Annotated in this window: 13 protein-coding genes and 2 riboswitches; of the genes, 10 read left to right on the forward strand and 3 right to left on the reverse strand. The window is 68.4% G+C overall.

Translation table 11 applies throughout. The features are described 5' to 3' along the window. Both AC07YH_RS15020 and AC07YH_RS15025 read right to left on the reverse strand, forming a co-directional pair. Positions 1-380, reverse strand: a 380-nt coding sequence (locus tag AC07YH_RS15020; RefSeq protein ID WP_494747778.1) for a CbtA family protein, incomplete at its 3' end; no start/stop codon positions are given. A gap of 20 nt (positions 381-400) precedes the next feature. Further along, positions 401-628 carry a CbtB domain-containing protein gene (locus AC07YH_RS15025; RefSeq protein WP_494747779.1) on the reverse strand — a complete coding sequence of 76 codons (228 nt, stop codon included), beginning with the start codon at positions 626-628 and terminating at the stop codon, positions 401-403. 3 nt (positions 629-631) lie between these two features. Beyond that, a riboswitch (adenosylcobalamin (AdoCbl) riboswitch) is annotated at positions 632-768 on the reverse strand. Here AC07YH_RS15025 and AC07YH_RS15030 point away from each other — a divergent pair. From AC07YH_RS15030 to AC07YH_RS15075, 10 genes are all read left to right on the forward strand, one after another. Further along, positions 759-1370, forward strand: a complete 612-nt coding sequence (locus tag AC07YH_RS15030) for a histidine phosphatase family protein (RefSeq protein WP_494747780.1) — start codon at positions 759-761, stop codon at positions 1368-1370. It overlaps the preceding riboswitch by 10 nt. A gap of 19 nt (positions 1371-1389) precedes the next feature. Continuing rightward, positions 1390-1575: riboswitch (cobalamin riboswitch) on the forward strand. 116 nt (positions 1576-1691) lie between these two features. After that, positions 1692-2726, forward strand: a complete 1035-nt coding sequence (gene cobW, locus AC07YH_RS15035; protein WP_494747781.1) for a cobalamin biosynthesis protein CobW — start codon at positions 1692-1694, stop codon at positions 2724-2726. Continuing rightward, complete coding sequence (gene cobN, locus AC07YH_RS15040; protein WP_494747782.1) at positions 2726-6421, forward strand: cobaltochelatase subunit CobN; 3696 nt, start codon at positions 2726-2728, stop codon at positions 6419-6421. Before cobW ends, cobN begins: the two co-directional genes overlap by 1 nt. Then, entirely contained in the window at positions 6418-7029 is a 612-nt protein-coding gene (gene cobO / locus AC07YH_RS15045) for a cob(I)yrinic acid a,c-diamide adenosyltransferase (RefSeq protein WP_494747783.1), read from the forward strand. Before cobN ends, cobO begins: the two co-directional genes overlap by 4 nt. Then, positions 7026-7901 carry an ABC transporter substrate-binding protein gene (locus tag AC07YH_RS15050; protein ID WP_494747784.1) on the forward strand — a complete coding sequence of 292 codons (876 nt, stop codon included), beginning with the start codon at positions 7026-7028 and terminating at the stop codon, positions 7899-7901. The genes cobO and AC07YH_RS15050 overlap by 4 nt, the downstream gene beginning before the upstream one ends. A gap of 329 nt (positions 7902-8230) precedes the next feature. Next, complete coding sequence (locus AC07YH_RS15055; protein ID WP_494747785.1) at positions 8231-11032, forward strand: TonB-dependent receptor; 2802 nt, start codon at positions 8231-8233, stop codon at positions 11030-11032. Between the two features lie 71 nt (positions 11033-11103). Beyond that, positions 11104-11742, forward strand: a complete 639-nt coding sequence (locus AC07YH_RS15060; RefSeq protein ID WP_494747786.1) for a sulfotransferase family 2 domain-containing protein — start codon at positions 11104-11106, stop codon at positions 11740-11742. Further along, positions 11739-12356, forward strand: coding sequence for an aspartyl/asparaginyl beta-hydroxylase domain-containing protein (locus tag AC07YH_RS15065; RefSeq protein WP_494747787.1), 618 nt, complete (start codon positions 11739-11741; stop codon positions 12354-12356). The genes AC07YH_RS15060 and AC07YH_RS15065 overlap by 4 nt, the downstream gene beginning before the upstream one ends. Further along, positions 12353-14251, forward strand: a complete 1899-nt coding sequence (locus tag AC07YH_RS15070) for a tetratricopeptide repeat-containing sulfotransferase family protein (RefSeq protein WP_494747788.1) — start codon at positions 12353-12355, stop codon at positions 14249-14251. The genes AC07YH_RS15065 and AC07YH_RS15070 overlap by 4 nt, the downstream gene beginning before the upstream one ends. A gap of 3 nt (positions 14252-14254) precedes the next feature. After that, a complete protein-coding gene (locus AC07YH_RS15075; RefSeq protein ID WP_494747789.1) occupies positions 14255-16030 on the forward strand; it encodes a sulfotransferase in 1776 nt (591 codons plus the stop codon). On the opposite strand, the gene AC07YH_RS15080 is transcribed toward AC07YH_RS15075, so the two are convergent. Further along, positions 16022-16597, reverse strand: coding sequence for an HD domain-containing protein (locus tag AC07YH_RS15080; RefSeq protein WP_494747790.1), 576 nt, complete (start codon positions 16595-16597; stop codon positions 16022-16024). The two genes, AC07YH_RS15075 and AC07YH_RS15080, sit on opposite strands and share 9 nt — an antisense overlap. Positions 16598-16605 lie beyond the last annotated feature (8 nt).

Genomic DNA, 16605 nt, shown 5'->3' on the forward strand with positions numbered 1-16605 from the left:
GGCGGGTACTTCAGGGCCGGGATCAGGGCGACGACGACGAAGGCCGCGCCGGCCAGCAGCAGAGTCAGGACGCGCGGGCTGAGCCGGGCCCAGCGTCCGTAGGCATAGGCGAACACCAGGGCGAACACGCCGCCGACGGCCGCGCCATAGAGGGTGACGGCGGTCAGCAGGCCCAGGCCCTTCTGGGTAGAGCGGCTGACCAGTTCGGGTTCGGGTGCGGCGGGCGCTGAGCCATGCGCCATGTGGGCCATCTCGTGCGAGGCCTCGTAGGCGATGGCGAGATCGACCTGGGGCTCGGCGAAGACGCGTGCGAACGCGAATGCGAACAGGGCGGCGATGACGCCGGCCAGCATGCCGCGCCAGAGAAGCTGTGGGGTCATGGGAGTTGCTCGAACCCCGCCTAGTGGCAGGGGAAGCCCATCAGGTGGCGGCCGTCATGCACGAACTCGTGGACGTACATGCCCTTGAACAGCGACAGCGCGCCCTGCTCGATGCTGACGAAGTAGAGGCAAACCAGCGCCAGCAGCACGCCGAACACGGCCCAGGGCGCGATATCCTTCAGCGGGATCGCGGTCTGGCCGCCGATCGGGATGAAGACGTCGTCGGAAATCGTAGAGGCCGTGGCCATCGTGAAGCTCTCCCTGGGATTTCGCGTCCCGGCGCTGACATCGAACCTGGAAGGGTCTGACTTTCGACGATTGCTCGTCGATCACAGTGGCGCGACCGCGCCGGAGTTCCACCGGCTTCCTTCCAAGGTCATGTTCGAGCTAGGAGGCGTCGCCACGCGTCGTCAAGCTGTATCGGAGGCCGCCTTGGCCACACGCCTCGTTTTTCTGTGCCATGCCGCGGCGGCTTCCATGCGCGAGGGGAGCTTTCCCGACCCGGACGAGGCCATCGACGCCGCCGGCCGTGAGCAGGCGAGGGCGCTCGCGCTCCGCCCTGCGCCGCAACGGGTGTTCGTCGCGCCGTCGCTGGCCGCGCGCCAGACGGCGGAGGCCTTGGGGCTTGAGACGGCCGTGGAGACCGCTCTAGCTGACATCGATCACGGCGCCTGGCGCGGTCGCGCCCTCGCCGAGGTCCATGCCGAGCAGCCCGAGGCGCTGATGGGCTGGATCGCCGATCCGGCCGCCGGCGCGCCAGGCGGTGAAACCTTCGCGGCGGTCGTCACGCGGGTCGGGGCCTGGATCGACGCCCAGGCGGCGAGCGACGACCGCATCCTGGCCATCACCCACCAGCCAGTGATGCGCGCCGCGCTGGCCCACGTCCTGAATATCCCGCCGGCCGCCGCCTTCCGGATCGATATCGCGCCGCTGGCCCAGCTGACCCTGTCGTTCAATCGGCAATGGCGGTTCCAAGGCCTGACCGCTTGACCCCGGGAGGGGCTCAGCCTACGCCCGTCGTCGTGAAGGCATGGAGGTGTAAGCCTCCGGGAATGCGGTGACCAATCCGCGGCTGCCCCCGCAACTGTGATCGTCCGTCGATCGCCCCGGCACACGCCACTGGAAGCTTGCTTCTGGGAAGGCGCCGAGGCGGGAGGGCGTAAGCCAGGAGACCGGCCTTCACGACTATTGATGCGACTGGGCGGGGTGCACCAGTGCGGCAAGGCATGGCCTTCCGGACGCCCGCGTCCGTGTGGCTCTGCGCGCCGTCACTTGCCCCGTCTGGCGATAGCCAGAGGCAGGGACGACAAGATGGCCAGAATTCCGACGACCGTGGTGACCGGCTTCCTGGGCGCGGGCAAGACCACCCTGATCCGCCACCTGCTGGAGAACGCCGGCGGCCGGCGCCTGGCCGTGGTGGTCAACGAGTTCGGAGACGTCGGCATCGACGGCGAGATCCTGCGCGGCTGCGGCGTCGAAGGCTGCTCGGACGACGACATCCTGGAGCTGGCCAACGGCTGCATCTGCTGCACCGTCGCCGATGACTTCCTGCCGACGCTGCAGAAGCTGATCGATCGCCCGAACCCGCCCGAGCACATCCTGATCGAGACCTCGGGGCTGGCCCTGCCCAAGCCGCTGGTCAAGGCGTTCACCTGGCCGGAGGTGCGCACCCGCGCCACGGTCGATGGCGTGGTGGCGATGATCGACGCCGAAGCCGTGGCCGCCGGGCGTTTCGCCCATGACGAGGCCGCGCTGAGCCAAGCGCGCCTGGCCGATCCGACCCTCGACCACGATACCCCGCTGGAAGAGCTGTTCGAGGAGCAGCTGGGCTGCGCCGACCTCGTCATTCTCAACAAGACCGACCTGATCGACGCCGAGACCCTGGCCCGCGTGGAGGCCTCGTTGGCCGAGCATCTGCGTCCGGGCGTCAAGGTGATCCACGCTCGCCAGGGCGCGCTGGACCCGGCCGTGCTGCTGGGCCTGGGCGTCGCGGCCGAGGACGATCTCGACAGCCGTAAGTCGCACCACGAAGGCGAGGACGATCACGACCACGACGACTTCGACAGCTTCGTCGTGCGCGGCGGCGCGGTGGTCGATGTCGAGGCGATGACCGCTGGGCTGCTGCGCGTGCTCACCGCCCACGACATCCTGCGTCTGAAGGGCGTGGTGGCCGTGGCGGGCAAGCCGGCGCGCCTGATCGTCCAGGCCGTCGGCCCGCGCATCCAGACCTATTTCGACCGGCCCTGGCGCGAGGGCGAGGCCCGCGCCTCGTCGCTCGTGGTGATCGGCGAGAAAGGCATCGACCAAGCCGCGATCGCGCCGATCGTCGAGGCCGCGCTGGCCTGATGCATCTGCTGGCGGTCCAGCCGGGGCAGGTCCTCGACGGCGAGGAGGCGGTCGACCTGGGGCAGAGCCCCGGCGACATCGTCGTCCTGTCGGCCGCCGACAGCGACCTGGCGTGCCTGTCCCAGGCCCTGGCTGGACTGCCGGACGACTTCCCGACGGTGCGGCTGGCCAACCTGCTGCGGCTCAAGCATCCGCTGTCGGTCGATCTGTATGTCGAGAGCGTGATCGACAAGGCCCGGATCGTCGTCGCGCGTCTGGTCGGCGGCCGCGCCTATTGGCCCTACGGACTGGACGAGATCGCCGCCTCGTGTCGCCGGCGCGGCGCTCTGTTCGTGGCCTTGCTGGACGAACAGGCCGACGGGGAGGGGCGGGCGATTTCCGTCGCGCCCACAGAGGTTTGCGATCGAGTCTTTGCCTATCTGCGCCAGGGCGGCATCGCCAACGCCCGCAACCTGCTGCTCTACGCCGCCGACCTGATCGGCCGGCCGCAAGGCGAATGGAACGAGCCCGCGCCGCTGCTGGACGCGGGATTCTACTGGCCCGGTCGGCGGCTGACCGACCTGGTGGGCCTCGCCGAAAACTGGTCTCCGGAACGGCCGAAGGCGGCGCTGGTCTTCTACCGCGCGCTGGTGGCCGCCGGGACGACCCAGGCGATCGATGTCCACATCGCGGCGCTGACCCAGCGCGGCTTCGACGTCGCGCCGATCTTCGTCCAGAGCCTGAAGAACCCCTTCGCCGCCGAGCTGATCGCCGAGACCTTCGCGCGGATCGCGCCCAACGTGGTGCTGAACGCCACGGCCTTCGCCGTGTCCAATCCTGGCGATGATCGCCGGCCGAGCCCCTTGGAGACCGGCGGCGCGCCGGTGCTGCAACTGGTGTTCGCTGGCTTGGACCGCGCCGCCTGGGAAGCCAGCGCGCGCGGGCTTGGCGTGCGAGATTTGGCGATGAACGTCGCCCTGCCGGAGCTGGACGGACGCTTGCTGGCCGGCGCGACGGCCTTCAAGGCGGCGCTGCGCCACGATCCTCGGACCCAGTGCGACGTCGTCAGCCACGCGCCGGCGGAGGACAACGTCGCCCACGCCGCTGCCCTGGCTCGGGGCTGGGCCGATCTGCGCCGAGCGCCGACCTCCGAGCGCCGCGTGGCATTGGTCATGGCCAACTATCCCAACCGGGACTCGCGATTGGGCAACGGCGTGGGGCTCGATACGCCGGCCAGCGTGACGGCGATCCTGTTGGCGCTTGGGGCGGCCGGCTATCGTATCGATGACCCGCCAGAAACCTCGGCGGACCTGATGGACCGGCTGAGGGGCGGGGTCACCAACGCCGGTGTCACCGGCCGCGCGGCTGGGCCGGCCTTGGCGCTGGCGGACTACGAGGCTTTCTTCGCATCTCTGCCGGGAGCGACCCGAGCCGCCGTGACCGAGCGCTGGGGTTCTCCAGCCAAGGACCCCGCCTTCGCGGGCGGCGCCTTCCGCCTGCCGCTGTACGTGTTCGGCAACGTCGTGGTCGGCGTCCAGCCGGCGCGGGGCTACAACATCGATCCGAAGGCGACCTATCACGACCCAGACCTGGTCCCGCCGCACAACTACTTGGCTTTCTATGCCTGGCTTAGGACGGCGTTCCGCGCCCACGCGGTGGTCCATGTCGGCAAGCACGGCAATCTGGAATGGCTGCCGGGCAAGGCGCTGGCCCTGTCGGACGCCTGCTTCCCGCAGGCCATCGCCGGGGCGGTCCCACAGCTCTATCCCTTCATCGTCAACGATCCCGGCGAGGGGACGCAGGCCAAGCGCCGCATAGGCGCGGTGATCATCGACCACCTGACGCCGCCCCTGACCCGCGCCGAGAGCTATGGCCCGCTGAAGGCGCTCGAGGCCCTGGTCGATGAGTACTACGACGCCGCCGGTCTCGATCCGCGGCGGTTGAAGCCGCTGCGCGAGGAGATCCTGGCCCTGGCCGCCAGCCAGGGGCTGGATGTCGACTGCGGCATGGACTTGGCCGACGAGGACCAGGCGCTGTCGGCGCTGGACAACTATCTCTGCGACCTCAAGGAGATGCAGATCCGCGACGGCCTGCACGTCTTCGGCGCCTCGCCGGAAGGCCGGCTGCGCGACGATCTGGTCGTGGCCTTGGCCCGGACGCCGCGCGGGCTGGGAAAAGGCGGCGAGGCCTCGCTGCTGCGAGCTTTGGCCGACGACCTGGGGCTCGACTTCGATCCGCTGGCCGCGACGCTGGGCGAAGCCTGGACCGGTGTGAAGCCTCTGGCTCTGGCGTCGATGTCGCACGATCCCTGGCGCACCGCCGGTGACACGGTCGAGCGGCTTGAGCTGCTGGCCTCGCGCCTGATCGTCGGCGCCACCGCTGATCCGGCCTGGACCCGTACAGCCGCCGTGCTGGATGAAGTCCGCGAACGCCTGCTACCCCGCGTCGAAGCTTGTGGCGACGCCGAAATGGCCGCGCTGCTGACCGGCCTCGACGGTCGCTTCGTCGCGCCGGGACCGTCGGGCGCGCCGACGCGGGGGCGGCCCGACGTCCTGCCAACGGGCCGCAACTTCTATTCCGTCGACACCCGCGCTGTGCCGACGCCGACGGCCTGGCGCCTGGGCTGGGCATCGGCGCAGTTGCTGGTCGAGGATCACCTGCAGCAGGTCGGCGACTACCCCAAGGCCGTGGCGCTGTCGGCCTGGGGCACGGCCAACATGCGCACCGGTGGAGACGACATCGCTCAGGCCCTGGCGCTGATGGGCTGCCGGCCGACCTGGGAGGCGGCGACCGGCCGGGTGACGGGCTTCGAGGTCCTGCCGCTGGCGACCCTGGGCCGGTCGCGCGTGGACGTGACCCTGCGCATCTCCGGCTTCTTCCGCGACGCCTTCGGCCCGCAGATCGACCTGCTGGATAGCGCAGCCCGCGCCGTCATGGCCCTGGACGAGCCTCCAGAGGACAACCCCGCCGCCGCGCGCTTCCTGGCCGAAGGCGGCGACGAGGCGGCCGGCGCGCGGGTGTTCGGCTCCAAGCCCGGCGCCTATGGCGCGGGCCTGCAGGCGATGATCGACGAGAAACTCTGGACCGATCGCGCCGATCTCGCCGAAGCCTTCCTGGTCTGGGGTGGCTATGCCTACGGCGCGGGAGGGGAGGGCGAGGCGGCCCGGCCGCTGCTGGAGCGCCGCCTGACCGCCGTCGATGCGGTGATCCACAACCAGGACAACCGCGAGCACGACCTGCTGGACAGCGACGACTACTACCAGTTCGAGGGCGGGCTGACCGCGACGGTGACGGAGCTGAAAGGCGTCGCGCCGCGCGTCTATCACAACGACCATTCGCGCCCCGAACGGCCGGTGATCCGCACGCTGGAGGACGAGATCGGCCGTGTGGTCCGCGCCCGTCTTGTGAACCCCAAGTGGATCGCCGGCGTCATGCGCCACGGCTACAAGGGCGCGTTAGAGATCGCCGCCAGCCTCGACTACCTGTTCGCCTTCGCCGCCACGACGGGGGCGGTGAAGGATCACCACTTCGACCTGGCCTATGACGCGCTGCTGGCCGACGAGGCCGTGGCCGACTTCATGCGCGACGCCAATCCCGACGCCCTGCGCGAGGCCGCCGAGCGTCTGCTGGAGGCCATCGAGCGCGGCCTCTGGCGTCCCCGATCCAACAGCGCCGCCGTGCGCCTCGCCCAACTCGCCCAGGAGATCGCCCAGTGACGGACGACACCGACCTCAACGCCAAGCACACCGCCAAGATGGCCAAGATCCAGACCGCGCGGGCCAAGATGATGGCCGAGCGGCAGATCGAGAAAGGCCTGCTGATCGTCAACACTGGCACGGGCAAGGGCAAGACCACGGCGGCGCTGGGCATGGTCTGCCGCGCCATCGGTCACGGCCAGAGGGTGGCGGTGATCCAGTTCGTGAAGGGGGCGCTGAAGACCGGCGAGAAGGTCGTGTTCGACGCCTTCCCCGACCAGGTCGAGTTCAAGCCGATGGGCGAGGGCTTCACCTGGGACACCCAGGACCGCGCCCGCGACATCGCCGTGGCGCGCGAGGCCTGGGAGACGGTCAAGGCCCGCATCGCCGATCCGGACATCGACATGGTGGTGGCCGACGAGCTGAACATCGTCCTGCGCTACGAATACCTGCCGGTCGAGGAGGTGGTCGAGGTCATCGTCAACCGGCCCGAGGGCAAGCACGTCATCGTCACCGGCCGCAACGCGCCGCAGGCCCTGATCGACGCCGCCGACCTCGTCACCGAGATGACGATGGTCAAGCATCCGTTCCGGTCGGGCGTGAAGGCCCAGGCGGGGATCGAATTTTGATTCTCACCCGTCGGGCGGCCACGGCCGGCCTGCTGTCCCTGACCGCCGGTGCGGCGCCCGAACGGCCTACCCAACGGCCTGAGCGCATCGTCTCGATCGGCTCGTGTCTGGACATCGTGCTGATGGAGGTCGCCGACCGCCGGCAGATCGCCGCGCTTAGCCACTTCTCGCGCGATCCGGACGTGTCGATCATGGCCGCCCGCGCGCGGACCTATCCCTTCACCAACGAGGGCGCCGAAGAGGTGGTGGCGCTGAAGCCGGACCTCGTCCTGGCCAGCAAGCGCTCGGGCCTCTACACGCGCTCGGCGCTGAAGGCGCGCGGTCTGCGCGTCGTCGAGTTCGACGTGCCCAACACCGTCGAGGCCAGCCTCGAACAGGTCCGCAAGATCGCTGAGCTGGTCGGCAATCCGGCGCGCGGCGAGGCGCTGGTGGCGCGAATCGAGGAAGCCCTCACCGAGGCGCAACCCAAGCCGGGCGAGCCGCGCCTGGGGGCGCTGGTCTATCAGCCCGGTGGTCTGGTCGCGGGGCGCGGCACGCTGGTCGGCGACATGCTGGAGCGCTGCGGCTTCGACAATCTCGCCAGTCGCTACGGCTTGAAGAAGTGGGGCAATGTCTCGCTGGAGAGCCTGCTGGCCGATCCGCCGACCGTGCTGCTGGCGGGCTCACGCTGGGAAGGCGCGCCGAGCTGGGCGGACCGGGTGGTCAATCATCCGGCCCTCAAGAGCCTGGAGCCGAACACCTTCCGGGGCGTCTTCCACCAGCGGCTGCTCTATTGCGGTGGACCCGTGCTGATCCAGACCGCCGCGACTTTGGCCAAGGCCCGCAAGAACGCCGTGGCCTGGAACAGCCGCCGTCCGCACGCCGCCGGCTAAGCTTTATTGGTATAGTCCAGATATTGAACTTTGGCGCACGGGTTGCGGTGTCGTGGTCGCGGCGCGGTCTGTCGGCTTCCCAACGAAAGAAGCATGACCTCTGGGCGTGGACGTCGTCATGAGCACCGCCGATACGCGACGAAGGTGTCCGGACAGCGCCGTTCCGTCAGTCCTCTGACTTCAACTTGAGTGTGTGGCCGATGCCTTCGCTGACGCTCCGCGTGGGCTCGGCGGAATTTCTGCATGATCTGCGTCAACTGTCACGGTGATGTCGCCGCAAGCTGCTTAAAGCGCTCTGGTCCATACCAGTTGGGGCAGGGGAACCACTCATGTCGACGCGATATCCCGTTCGAGCCGCGCGCTCGAACCTCAAGAGCCTTTTGCTGGCCAGCGTTGCGGCGCTGGCCGTCGGCGCCCATTCATCGGCCGCTTTCGCGCAGCAGGCCGCCGGTGAAGCGGCCGCGCCCGACGCGGTCGACGAGGTCGTCGTCACCGGCTTCCGCAAGTCGCTGAGCGACGCCCGCGCCATCAAGCGCGACTCGGTGATCCAGAAGGACGCCATCGTCGCCGAGGACATGGCCAAGTTCCCGGAACTGAACCTGGCCGAGTCGCTGCAGCGTCTGCCGGGCGTGCAGATCAACCGTGAAGCCGGCGAAGGTCGTCGCATCTCGCTGCGGGGCCTGGGTCCCGACTTCGCCCGCGTGCAGCTGAACGGCATGGAAGTGCTGGGCAATGTCGACTCGGCGCAGGACAGCCGTGGCCAGCGCTCGCGCGACCGCGCCTTCGACTTCAACATCTTCGCCTCGGAACTGTTCTCGAAGGTCGAGGTCGAGAAGACCTATCAGGCGGCCCAGAACGAAGGCGGCATGGCCGGCACGGTCGGCCTGTTCACCGGCAAGCCCTTCGACTACGCGACTGGCGGCAAGGGCGCGATCTCGATCAAGGCCGGCACCAACCAGTACACCAAGGACACCCAGCCGCGCGTCGCCGGCCTGTTCAGCTATAACTGGGACAACAAGTTCGGCGCGCTGGTCTCGGTCGCCTACGCCAAGCGCCGCACCACCGAGCAGGGCCACAACACCTACAACTACGACCAGCCCGACGCCGCCAAGCTGAAGTCGATGGTCGCCGCGGGCCTGGACATCTCCAAGCTGTCGGCCGCCCAGCAGACCAAGTTCCTGTCCGGCGACCTGATCTTCGCCGACGGCAACCGCCTGTCGTCGTGGGACGCCAAGATGGAACGCCTGGGCGTGACGACCGCGCTGCAGTGGAAGCCGGTCGACAACCTGCTGTTCACGCTGGACGCCCTGTACGGCCAGTTCACCACCCATCGCGACGAACTGCACCTGGCCACGCGTCCGCTGAATTCCGACGGCTCGATCGCGTTCGACGCCCCGGCCGGCGGCGTCTGGCCGGCCGCGTTCCAGAAGGGCTCGGTGATCAACAACCTGGCCTGGGACAAGAACAACTACGTCACGATGACCGACGTCACCGGCACGACGTTCGGCAGCGAGCATCGCCGCTCGCTGAACAAGAACCGCTTCAACCAGATCGCCCTGACCGGCAAGTGGGACGCGACGGACCGCTTTTCGCTGGACGGCCACGTCGGCTACGAGAAATCGACCTACAAGACGCCCTATGACGACAAGCTGTACATGCGCGCCAAGGGCAACCTGATCGCCAACTACGGCTCGGACGGCCAGTCGGCGGACTTCCAGTATCCGGGCTGGAACCCCACCGACGCGTCCACCTATGCGATGGACTCGTTCTACTATCGTGGCTTCAACAACCAGTCGGAGCTGAAGGAGGGCGTGCTGAACGCCCACTATGAGCTGAACGACATCTTCACCCTGCGCGCGGGCGTGGCCTATCACCGCTTCGTCCAGGGCGGCCGCGACGTGTTCTACGACGACAACGTCAACGGTACGCGCTCGAAGATGCGCGGCACGGCGGTCGGCGACGTCACCTCGGTGTTCAAGAACAGCTTCGGTTCGTGGCTGATCGGCGACTACGACAAGGCCTTCGCCAAGTACAAGGAATACCACCGCTTCGAGCCGAACAAGGACGGCACGGGCGGCGCGCTGCAAGACATCGAGAACGTCTACACGACCACCGAAGAGACCGTGTCCGAATACGCGCAGGTGGACTGGGACAGCCAGCTGGGCGGAATGCGCTTCCGTGGCAATGTCGGCCTGCGCGGCTACCAGACCGACACCCACAGCACCGGCTGGATCCAGGGCGACAGCTACGCCTATCTGGGCACCACCGACGTGAAGGGCAGCTATGACGGCGTGCTGCCGGCCATGAACGCGGTGCTGGAACTGACGCCCGAAGTGCTGGTGCGCTTCGCCGCCTCGAAGAACCTGAACCGTCCGGGCCTGGGCTCGATGGCGGCCGAGGGCAGCGCGTTCAAGGACGACAGCTCGGGCGAGATCACCGCCTCGCGCGGCAACCCGAACCTGAAGCCGTACAAGGACACCACGCTGGACGTGTCGGTCGAGTACTACTTCGGCAAGGTCGGCCTGCTGTCGGCCAGCGTGTTCCACAAGAGCATCGACAACTTCATCGGCTCGCTGACCCTGGAGAACGTCCCGTTCAGCCAGACGGGCGTGCCGTTCACGACCATCCCGGGCGCGACGGCCAACACCATCGTCTCGGAATTCTCGATGCCCATCAATGTCGAGGGCAAGAAGAAGCTGACGGGCGTCGAGCTGGCCGCCCAGACCCAGTTCTCGTTCCTGCCGGCGCCGTTCGACAACCTCGGCGCGGTGGCCAACTACACCTATGTCGATGCCGATGACGCCCTGACCGGCATCTCGAAGACGAGCTACAACTTCACGCTCTACTACGAGACCGACAACTGGGGCCTGCGCGGTTCGCTCAGCCACCGGGCCCGCTGGTATTCGGGACGCAGCGACGACCCGATGAGCGCCAGCACGCGGGGCTTCGAAGGTTCCACCTATGTGGACGCCGCAGCCTTCTACAACATCACCGACAAGCTCCAGCTGTCGGTGGACGCGGTCAACCTGACCAACCAGAAGGACACCCAGTTCTGGGGGCAGAACCGCTACCTCTACAACCAGACCCAGAGCGGCCGGACCTACATGATGGGTCTCAGCTACAAGTTCTGACATGAGCGCACGCTAGGCTGGGCGCCCGTCTCCTTCACGGAGGCGGGCGCCTTTCCCGTGCATCCAGGCCGATGATCGTTTCCCACCGCCACCGTTTCATCTTCGCCGCGGTGCCCAAGACCGGCACCCACGCCGTGCGGCAGGCCCTGCGCGAGCACCTGGACGACGCCGACGTCGAGCAGGTGGGCCTGTTCGTCAACAAGCGCTTCCCCTGGGAGGACCTGGCGGCGATCCGGCATGGCCACCTGGCGCTGCGGCAGGTGCGTCCGCATCTCGGCGACGAGGTCTTCGACGGCTATTTCAAGTTCGCCTTCGTGCGCAATCCGTTCGACCGCTTCGTCTCGTACTGCGCCTTCATGCTGCGCGGCGGCGACGACTTCCGGCTGCGGCCGCGTGAGGCGATGCGCCATTTCCTGTTCGCGGCGCCGCCCGAGCAGCACATCCTGTTCCAGCCGCAGGCCTCGCTGTTGGTCGATGACGACGGCGAGACCCTGCTGGCTGACGCGGTCGGCCGTGTCGAGGACATGCAGGGCTCGTACGACGCGATCTGCGCGCGGATCGGCATCGCTTCGCGGCCGCTGGATCGGGTCAATGGCAGCACGCATGGCGACTATCGGCAGTACTACGACCAGGCCCTGATCGACGGCGTCGCGGCGCGCTACGCTCAGGACCTGGAGCTGTTCGGCTATGACTTCGAGGGGACGCGATGAGCGAGCCCGCCGCCAACCCGCGTAAGACCACGACCATCCGCCCGCTGGGCGCGGTCGACATCGCCGCCTTGCGCACCGCCGCGCTGGCCATTCCCGAGGACGTCTGGGCCGCCGAGAACGCCGACAAGCCCAATCGCTTCGAGGCGCTGGGCGCGACGCGGCACATCGTCTTCCGCTTCATCGACAGCCCGCGCGACTGGCGCGGCTCACACGATCGTCCTGCATGGGCCCAGTGGCAGGTGCTGCTGGAACCTGTGCTGGGGCAGGCGGTCCGCGATTACGGCTATGCGCGCGGCGTGTTTCCCCGCGTGATGCTAGCCCGGATGCCGCCGGGCGGGGTGATCCATCCGCATATCGACGCCAATCCAGCGGCCAAGTGGCCGCACAAGATTCACGTGCCGATCAAGACCAATCCCGGCGTGGTCAGCTTCTTCGGTGGCGAGGAGCACAACTTCCCGGTCGGCGAGGCGGTGGAGGTCAACAATCTCGGTCCGCACTGGGTGCGCAACGACGGCACGAGCGACCGCATCCATCTGATCTTCGAATATTACGACGCCGACCAGTCGGACCCGGACTGGCTGGAACCGTTCCTGCTAGCGAGCGCCGCACGGTGAGCGATCGCGACGCCCTGTTGCGGCAGGCTCAAGGCCTGCGCGTCGGCCAACGTGTCCTGGACGCCATGGCTGTCCTTGCGCGGATGGAAGCCCTGCACCCCCGGTTCAGTCGGCTGCATCAGGAGCGTGGCCTTTGCCACATCGTGTTGGGCGATGGACCCGCCGCTCTCGGCGCCCTGGAGACGGCGGTGGCGCTCAATCCAACCTTGCCGGCCAGCTGGGATATGTTGGAGCAGCTCTATCGAATGTCAGGCGCCACCGCCAAGGCGACGATGGCGGCGCAACAGGTGGCGATCCTGAAGCAACTGCCGACGGCGGTGGTGGCGGCGCACAGCCTGATGGCGGATGGCGATCTGGAGTTGGCGGAAGACGTCGTTCTCGGCCATCTGCGCGAGGATCATCTGAATGTCGGCGTCCTGCGTCTGTTCGCGCGGATTCGCCAGGAGCGCGGCGATCTGGGCGAAGCCGAGGCCGTGCTGGAAGCGGTCCTCGAACGCGCCCCGGACTACCACGCCGCGCGGTTCGACTACGCCATGGTGCTGCTCCAGCGGCAGAAACCCTTGCTGGCCCGTGGGGAGGCTGAGCGCCTGCTGGCGGCGGAGCCCGACAACCGAGACTACCTCAAACACTACGGCGCGGCCTGTGTGGCGCTAGGCGACCACGAGCCGGTGATCGACCTCTACGAACGACTGCTGGCGCGCGCGGGCTCGAACGCCGAGATCGCAGACTTGCGTTTGTGGCGAGCCAACGCCTTGAAGGTCACCGGCCGCCAGCCGGAAGCCATCGCCGACTATCGCGCCTCCCTGGCGGCGCGGCCGGACAACGGCGTGGCCTGGTTCAGTCTCGCCAACCTCAAGACCTACCGCTTCACCGATGACGAGGTCGCGCGGATGCAGGCCGTGGAAGAGCGCAACGACCTCCAGGACATGGACCGCGTCTATCTGGCCTTCGCGCTGGGCAAGGCGCTGGAGGATCGGAGCGACTATGAGGCGTCCTGGCGGTCGTACGAGCGCGGCAACACGGTGCGGCACACGCTGAGCCGCTGGCGTCCTGAGGTCGCCGAAGCCTGCGCCGCGCGGCTGAAGTCGGTCTTCACCGCCAAGGTCTTCGCCCAGCGGGCAGATTGGGGCGCGGACGACGCCGCGCCGATCTTCGTCCTGGGCCTGCCACGCTCCGGCTCGACCCTGATCGAGCAGATCCTGGCCTCCCATTCGCAGGTCGAAGGCACGCAGGAACTGACCGAGATCGGCCGCTACGTCGGCGACCTCTGCGGTCGCGATCCGGACTGCGGCCTGCCGCTTGAGCCCGAGGCGCTGCTGGACCTGACGGCCGAGCAGGCGAGGGCGCTGGGCGAGCGGTTCCTGGCCGAGACCCGCACCTATCGCCGCCTGGGCCAGCCGTTCTTCATCGACAAGATGCCGAACAACTTCTGGCACATCGGCCTGGTCCACCTCATCCTGCCGCGCGCCACGATCATCGACGTGCGGCGCGAGCCGATGGCCTGCGGTTTCTCCAACCTCAAGCAGCTGTTCGGCACGACCAACCAGGAATTCACCTACGGCGTCGACGACATCGCCCGCTACTACCGGACCTATCTCGACCTCATGCGGCACTGGGACGCCGTGCTGCCGGGCCGGGTGCTGAGGGTCTCCTACGAGGAGCTGGTCGAGGACCTCGACGGCGGCGTGCGGCGGATGCTGGCCCATACCGGACTGCCGTTCGAGCCGGCCTGCCTGGCCTTCCACGAGACTCGGCGCAGCGTGCGCACGCCCAGCTCCGAACAGGTGCGCCAGCCGCTCGGTCGTGAGGGGCTAACCCAGTGGGAACATTACGCGCCCTGGCTGGAGCCGCTGCGTGACGCGCTGGGCGACGCCGTGACCGGCTACAAGGACTGACCGATGCGGCTGTCGCGACCCTTCTTCCAGTTGCCGGTGCTGTTCGATGTCGCCCGCCTTCAGGCCGAGGTCGCCGCCTTGCCGTCAGAGGCCTGGGTCGCGCATCCGGACCAGGTCCCCGGCAACAGCGCCGCGCGGCTGATCAGCGCCGACGGTAGTGAAAGCGATTCCGTACACGGACAGATGCTGCCGACCCGCTGGCTGGCCGGCATGCCCTACCTGCAACAGGTGCTGGCCGGTTTCGGGATGGTCTGGAGCCGCTCGCGGCTGATGCGCCTGGCGCCCGGCGCGACCGTGCCCGAGCACGCCGACATCAACTACCACTGGCACAAGCGGGTGCGGCTGCACATCCCGGTCTTCACCCAACCGGAGGTGACCTTCCACTGCGACGGCCAGGCCGTACACATGGCGGCCGGCGAGGCCTGGATCTTCGACAATTGGCGCCGCCATCACGTCGTGAACGGCTCGGACCAGACGCGCATCCACCTGGTCGCCGACACCACCGGCACGGCCTCGTTCTGGCAGTTCGCCTGCGGTCCGACGCCGCCCCGCGAGCAGTGGCGGACGGTAGGGGGGGAGCCTCAGGCCAAGCCGCAACTGTTGACCGAGAATGATCAGTGCTCGCCAGTGATGCCGGCCGCCGAGGTGGAGTGGCTGGTCGATGATCTGCGCGCCGAACTCGTGGCCGCGACCAATACCGCAGACGTCCGGCGGTTCTCGGTGCTGCTTGATAGCTTCATCCTCGACTGGCGTCAGCTCTGCGCGTTGCATGGCGTCGGTGGACAGGGGCGATCGGAGTTCCTGCGTCTGACCGCCGCCGTGCGCGAGGCCGCCACGTCGCTGGCCGATGGTCTCGTCATGCGCACCAATGGCGCTGGCGCTTTGCTGGTGCTTGAAAAGCGGGTCCTCCAGCATCTGGTCGCCGAGGAGCCTGCGCTGCGCGCCCGCACCCGTCCTCTGGAGAAGCCGGTCTTCATCATCGCCGCGCCGCGCTCGGGCAGCACGTTGCTGTTCGAGACCCTGGCCTGCTCGCCGGGCTTCAACAGCTTCGGCGGCGAGGCCCACTGGCTGATTGAGGACCATGCCGCATTGCGCCCCGGCGCGCCTGGCGTGGACTCCAACCGGCTAACCGCCGCCGACGCTACGGCGGGGATCCGCGCCGCCATCCTCCAGGTTACGCTGGACAGGCTGCAAGGCCCGGACGGCAGTGAGCCCGCCGACGGCGCGCCGCTGCTGGAGAAGACACCGAAGAACGCCCTGCGTATCCCGTTCCTGAAGAAGCTCTTCCCAGACGCCCGGTTCATCTTCCTGTGGCGCGACCCGCGCGAGAACCTCGGCAGCATCATCGACGCCTGGCAGGCGGGCGGCTGGGTCACCTACAAGGCGCTGCCCGGCTGGGACGGCCCGTGGTCGCTGCTGCTGCCGTCGGGGTGGCAAGCCCTGCGCGGCGCGCCGCTGGAGACGATCGCCGCCTGGCAATGGCGCAGCGCCAATCAGACCGCGCTGGAGGACCTCCAGCAACTGCCGCCGGAAGACTGGACCAGCGTCGCCTATCACGACTTCCTGGCCGATCCCGAAGGCGTGACGCGCCGGCTGTGCGGCTTCGCCGGCGTGCCGTTCGACGCGGCGCTGCAAGCGCGGGTGGCCGGTCAGCTGCCGCTGTCGCGGCACACCCACACCGCGCCGGCCCCGGACAAGTGGCGTCGGCACGAAGACGCTATCCTGCGCGCGCTGCCGGGCGTGGAAGCCTGCTGGCGGCGCTTGCAGGCGCTAGACTGAGGCGTCGCGCTCGATCAGCTCGATGAGCAGGTCGCGATAGGTCTCGAAGCCGGCCACCTCGGCGTCGGGCGCCTTGCCGGCCTCGTCATAGCCGCGCAGCCGCAGGGCCGCCTGCGCCGCCGGATCGGCCAGGAAGTTTTCGATCTCGGCCGGGTTCATCGGACCGCCTTGCAAGGCCAGGCTCTGCAGCGAGGCAGGACTGAGGCGCTCGTGATAGTCCGGATCGACCGCCACCCGATAGCGCTTGGCCGCCACATGCAGGCGGATCGGCTCGGTGACGCCGGGGCCGAAGGCGCGCGCCAGGTAGCCGGCGCTGATGTGCTCGTGGCGGGTATCGATACCGAGATCGGCGGCATTCTCGCCGACCTTCTGCATCATGTGGCCGACGTCGTGCAGCAAGGCGGCGGCGATCAGTTCCGGCGGCGCGCCGTCCGCTTTGGCGTGGTGAGCGGTCTGCACCGCGTGCTCCATCTGGCTGACGCCCTCGCCATAGCGCAGGTCGCCCAGGCGGGTGAACAGATCGGTCAGCTCGGCCACGAAAGCATCGGCCGCAGGGCGAGAGGTCATCGAGTATC

This window comes from Caulobacter sp. GW456-12-1-14-TSB4 (assembly GCF_059424195.1).

Coding starts and splice junctions, on each gene's coding strand:
- AC07YH_RS15075 (WP_494747789.1), top strand. CDS start 14,255: ATGCGGCTGTCGCGACCCTTCTTCCAGTTGCCGGTGCTGTTCGATGTC.
- AC07YH_RS15060 (WP_494747786.1), top strand. CDS start 11,104: ATGATCGTTTCCCACCGCCACCGTTTCATCTTCGCCGCGGTGCCCAAG.
- AC07YH_RS15055 (WP_494747785.1), top strand. CDS start 8,231: ATGTCGACGCGATATCCCGTTCGAGCCGCGCGCTCGAACCTCAAGAGC.
- AC07YH_RS15065 (WP_494747787.1), top strand. CDS start 11,739: ATGAGCGAGCCCGCCGCCAACCCGCGTAAGACCACGACCATCCGCCCG.
- AC07YH_RS15025 (WP_494747779.1), bottom strand. CDS start 628: ATGGCCACGGCCTCTACGATTTCCGACGACGTCTTCATCCCGATCGGC.
- cobW (WP_494747781.1), top strand. CDS start 1,692: ATGGCCAGAATTCCGACGACCGTGGTGACCGGCTTCCTGGGCGCGGGC.
- AC07YH_RS15080 (WP_494747790.1), bottom strand. CDS start 16,597: ATGACCTCTCGCCCTGCGGCCGATGCTTTCGTGGCCGAGCTGACCGAT.
- cobN (WP_494747782.1), top strand. CDS start 2,726: ATGCATCTGCTGGCGGTCCAGCCGGGGCAGGTCCTCGACGGCGAGGAG.
- AC07YH_RS15030 (WP_494747780.1), top strand. CDS start 759: ATGTTCGAGCTAGGAGGCGTCGCCACGCGTCGTCAAGCTGTATCGGAG.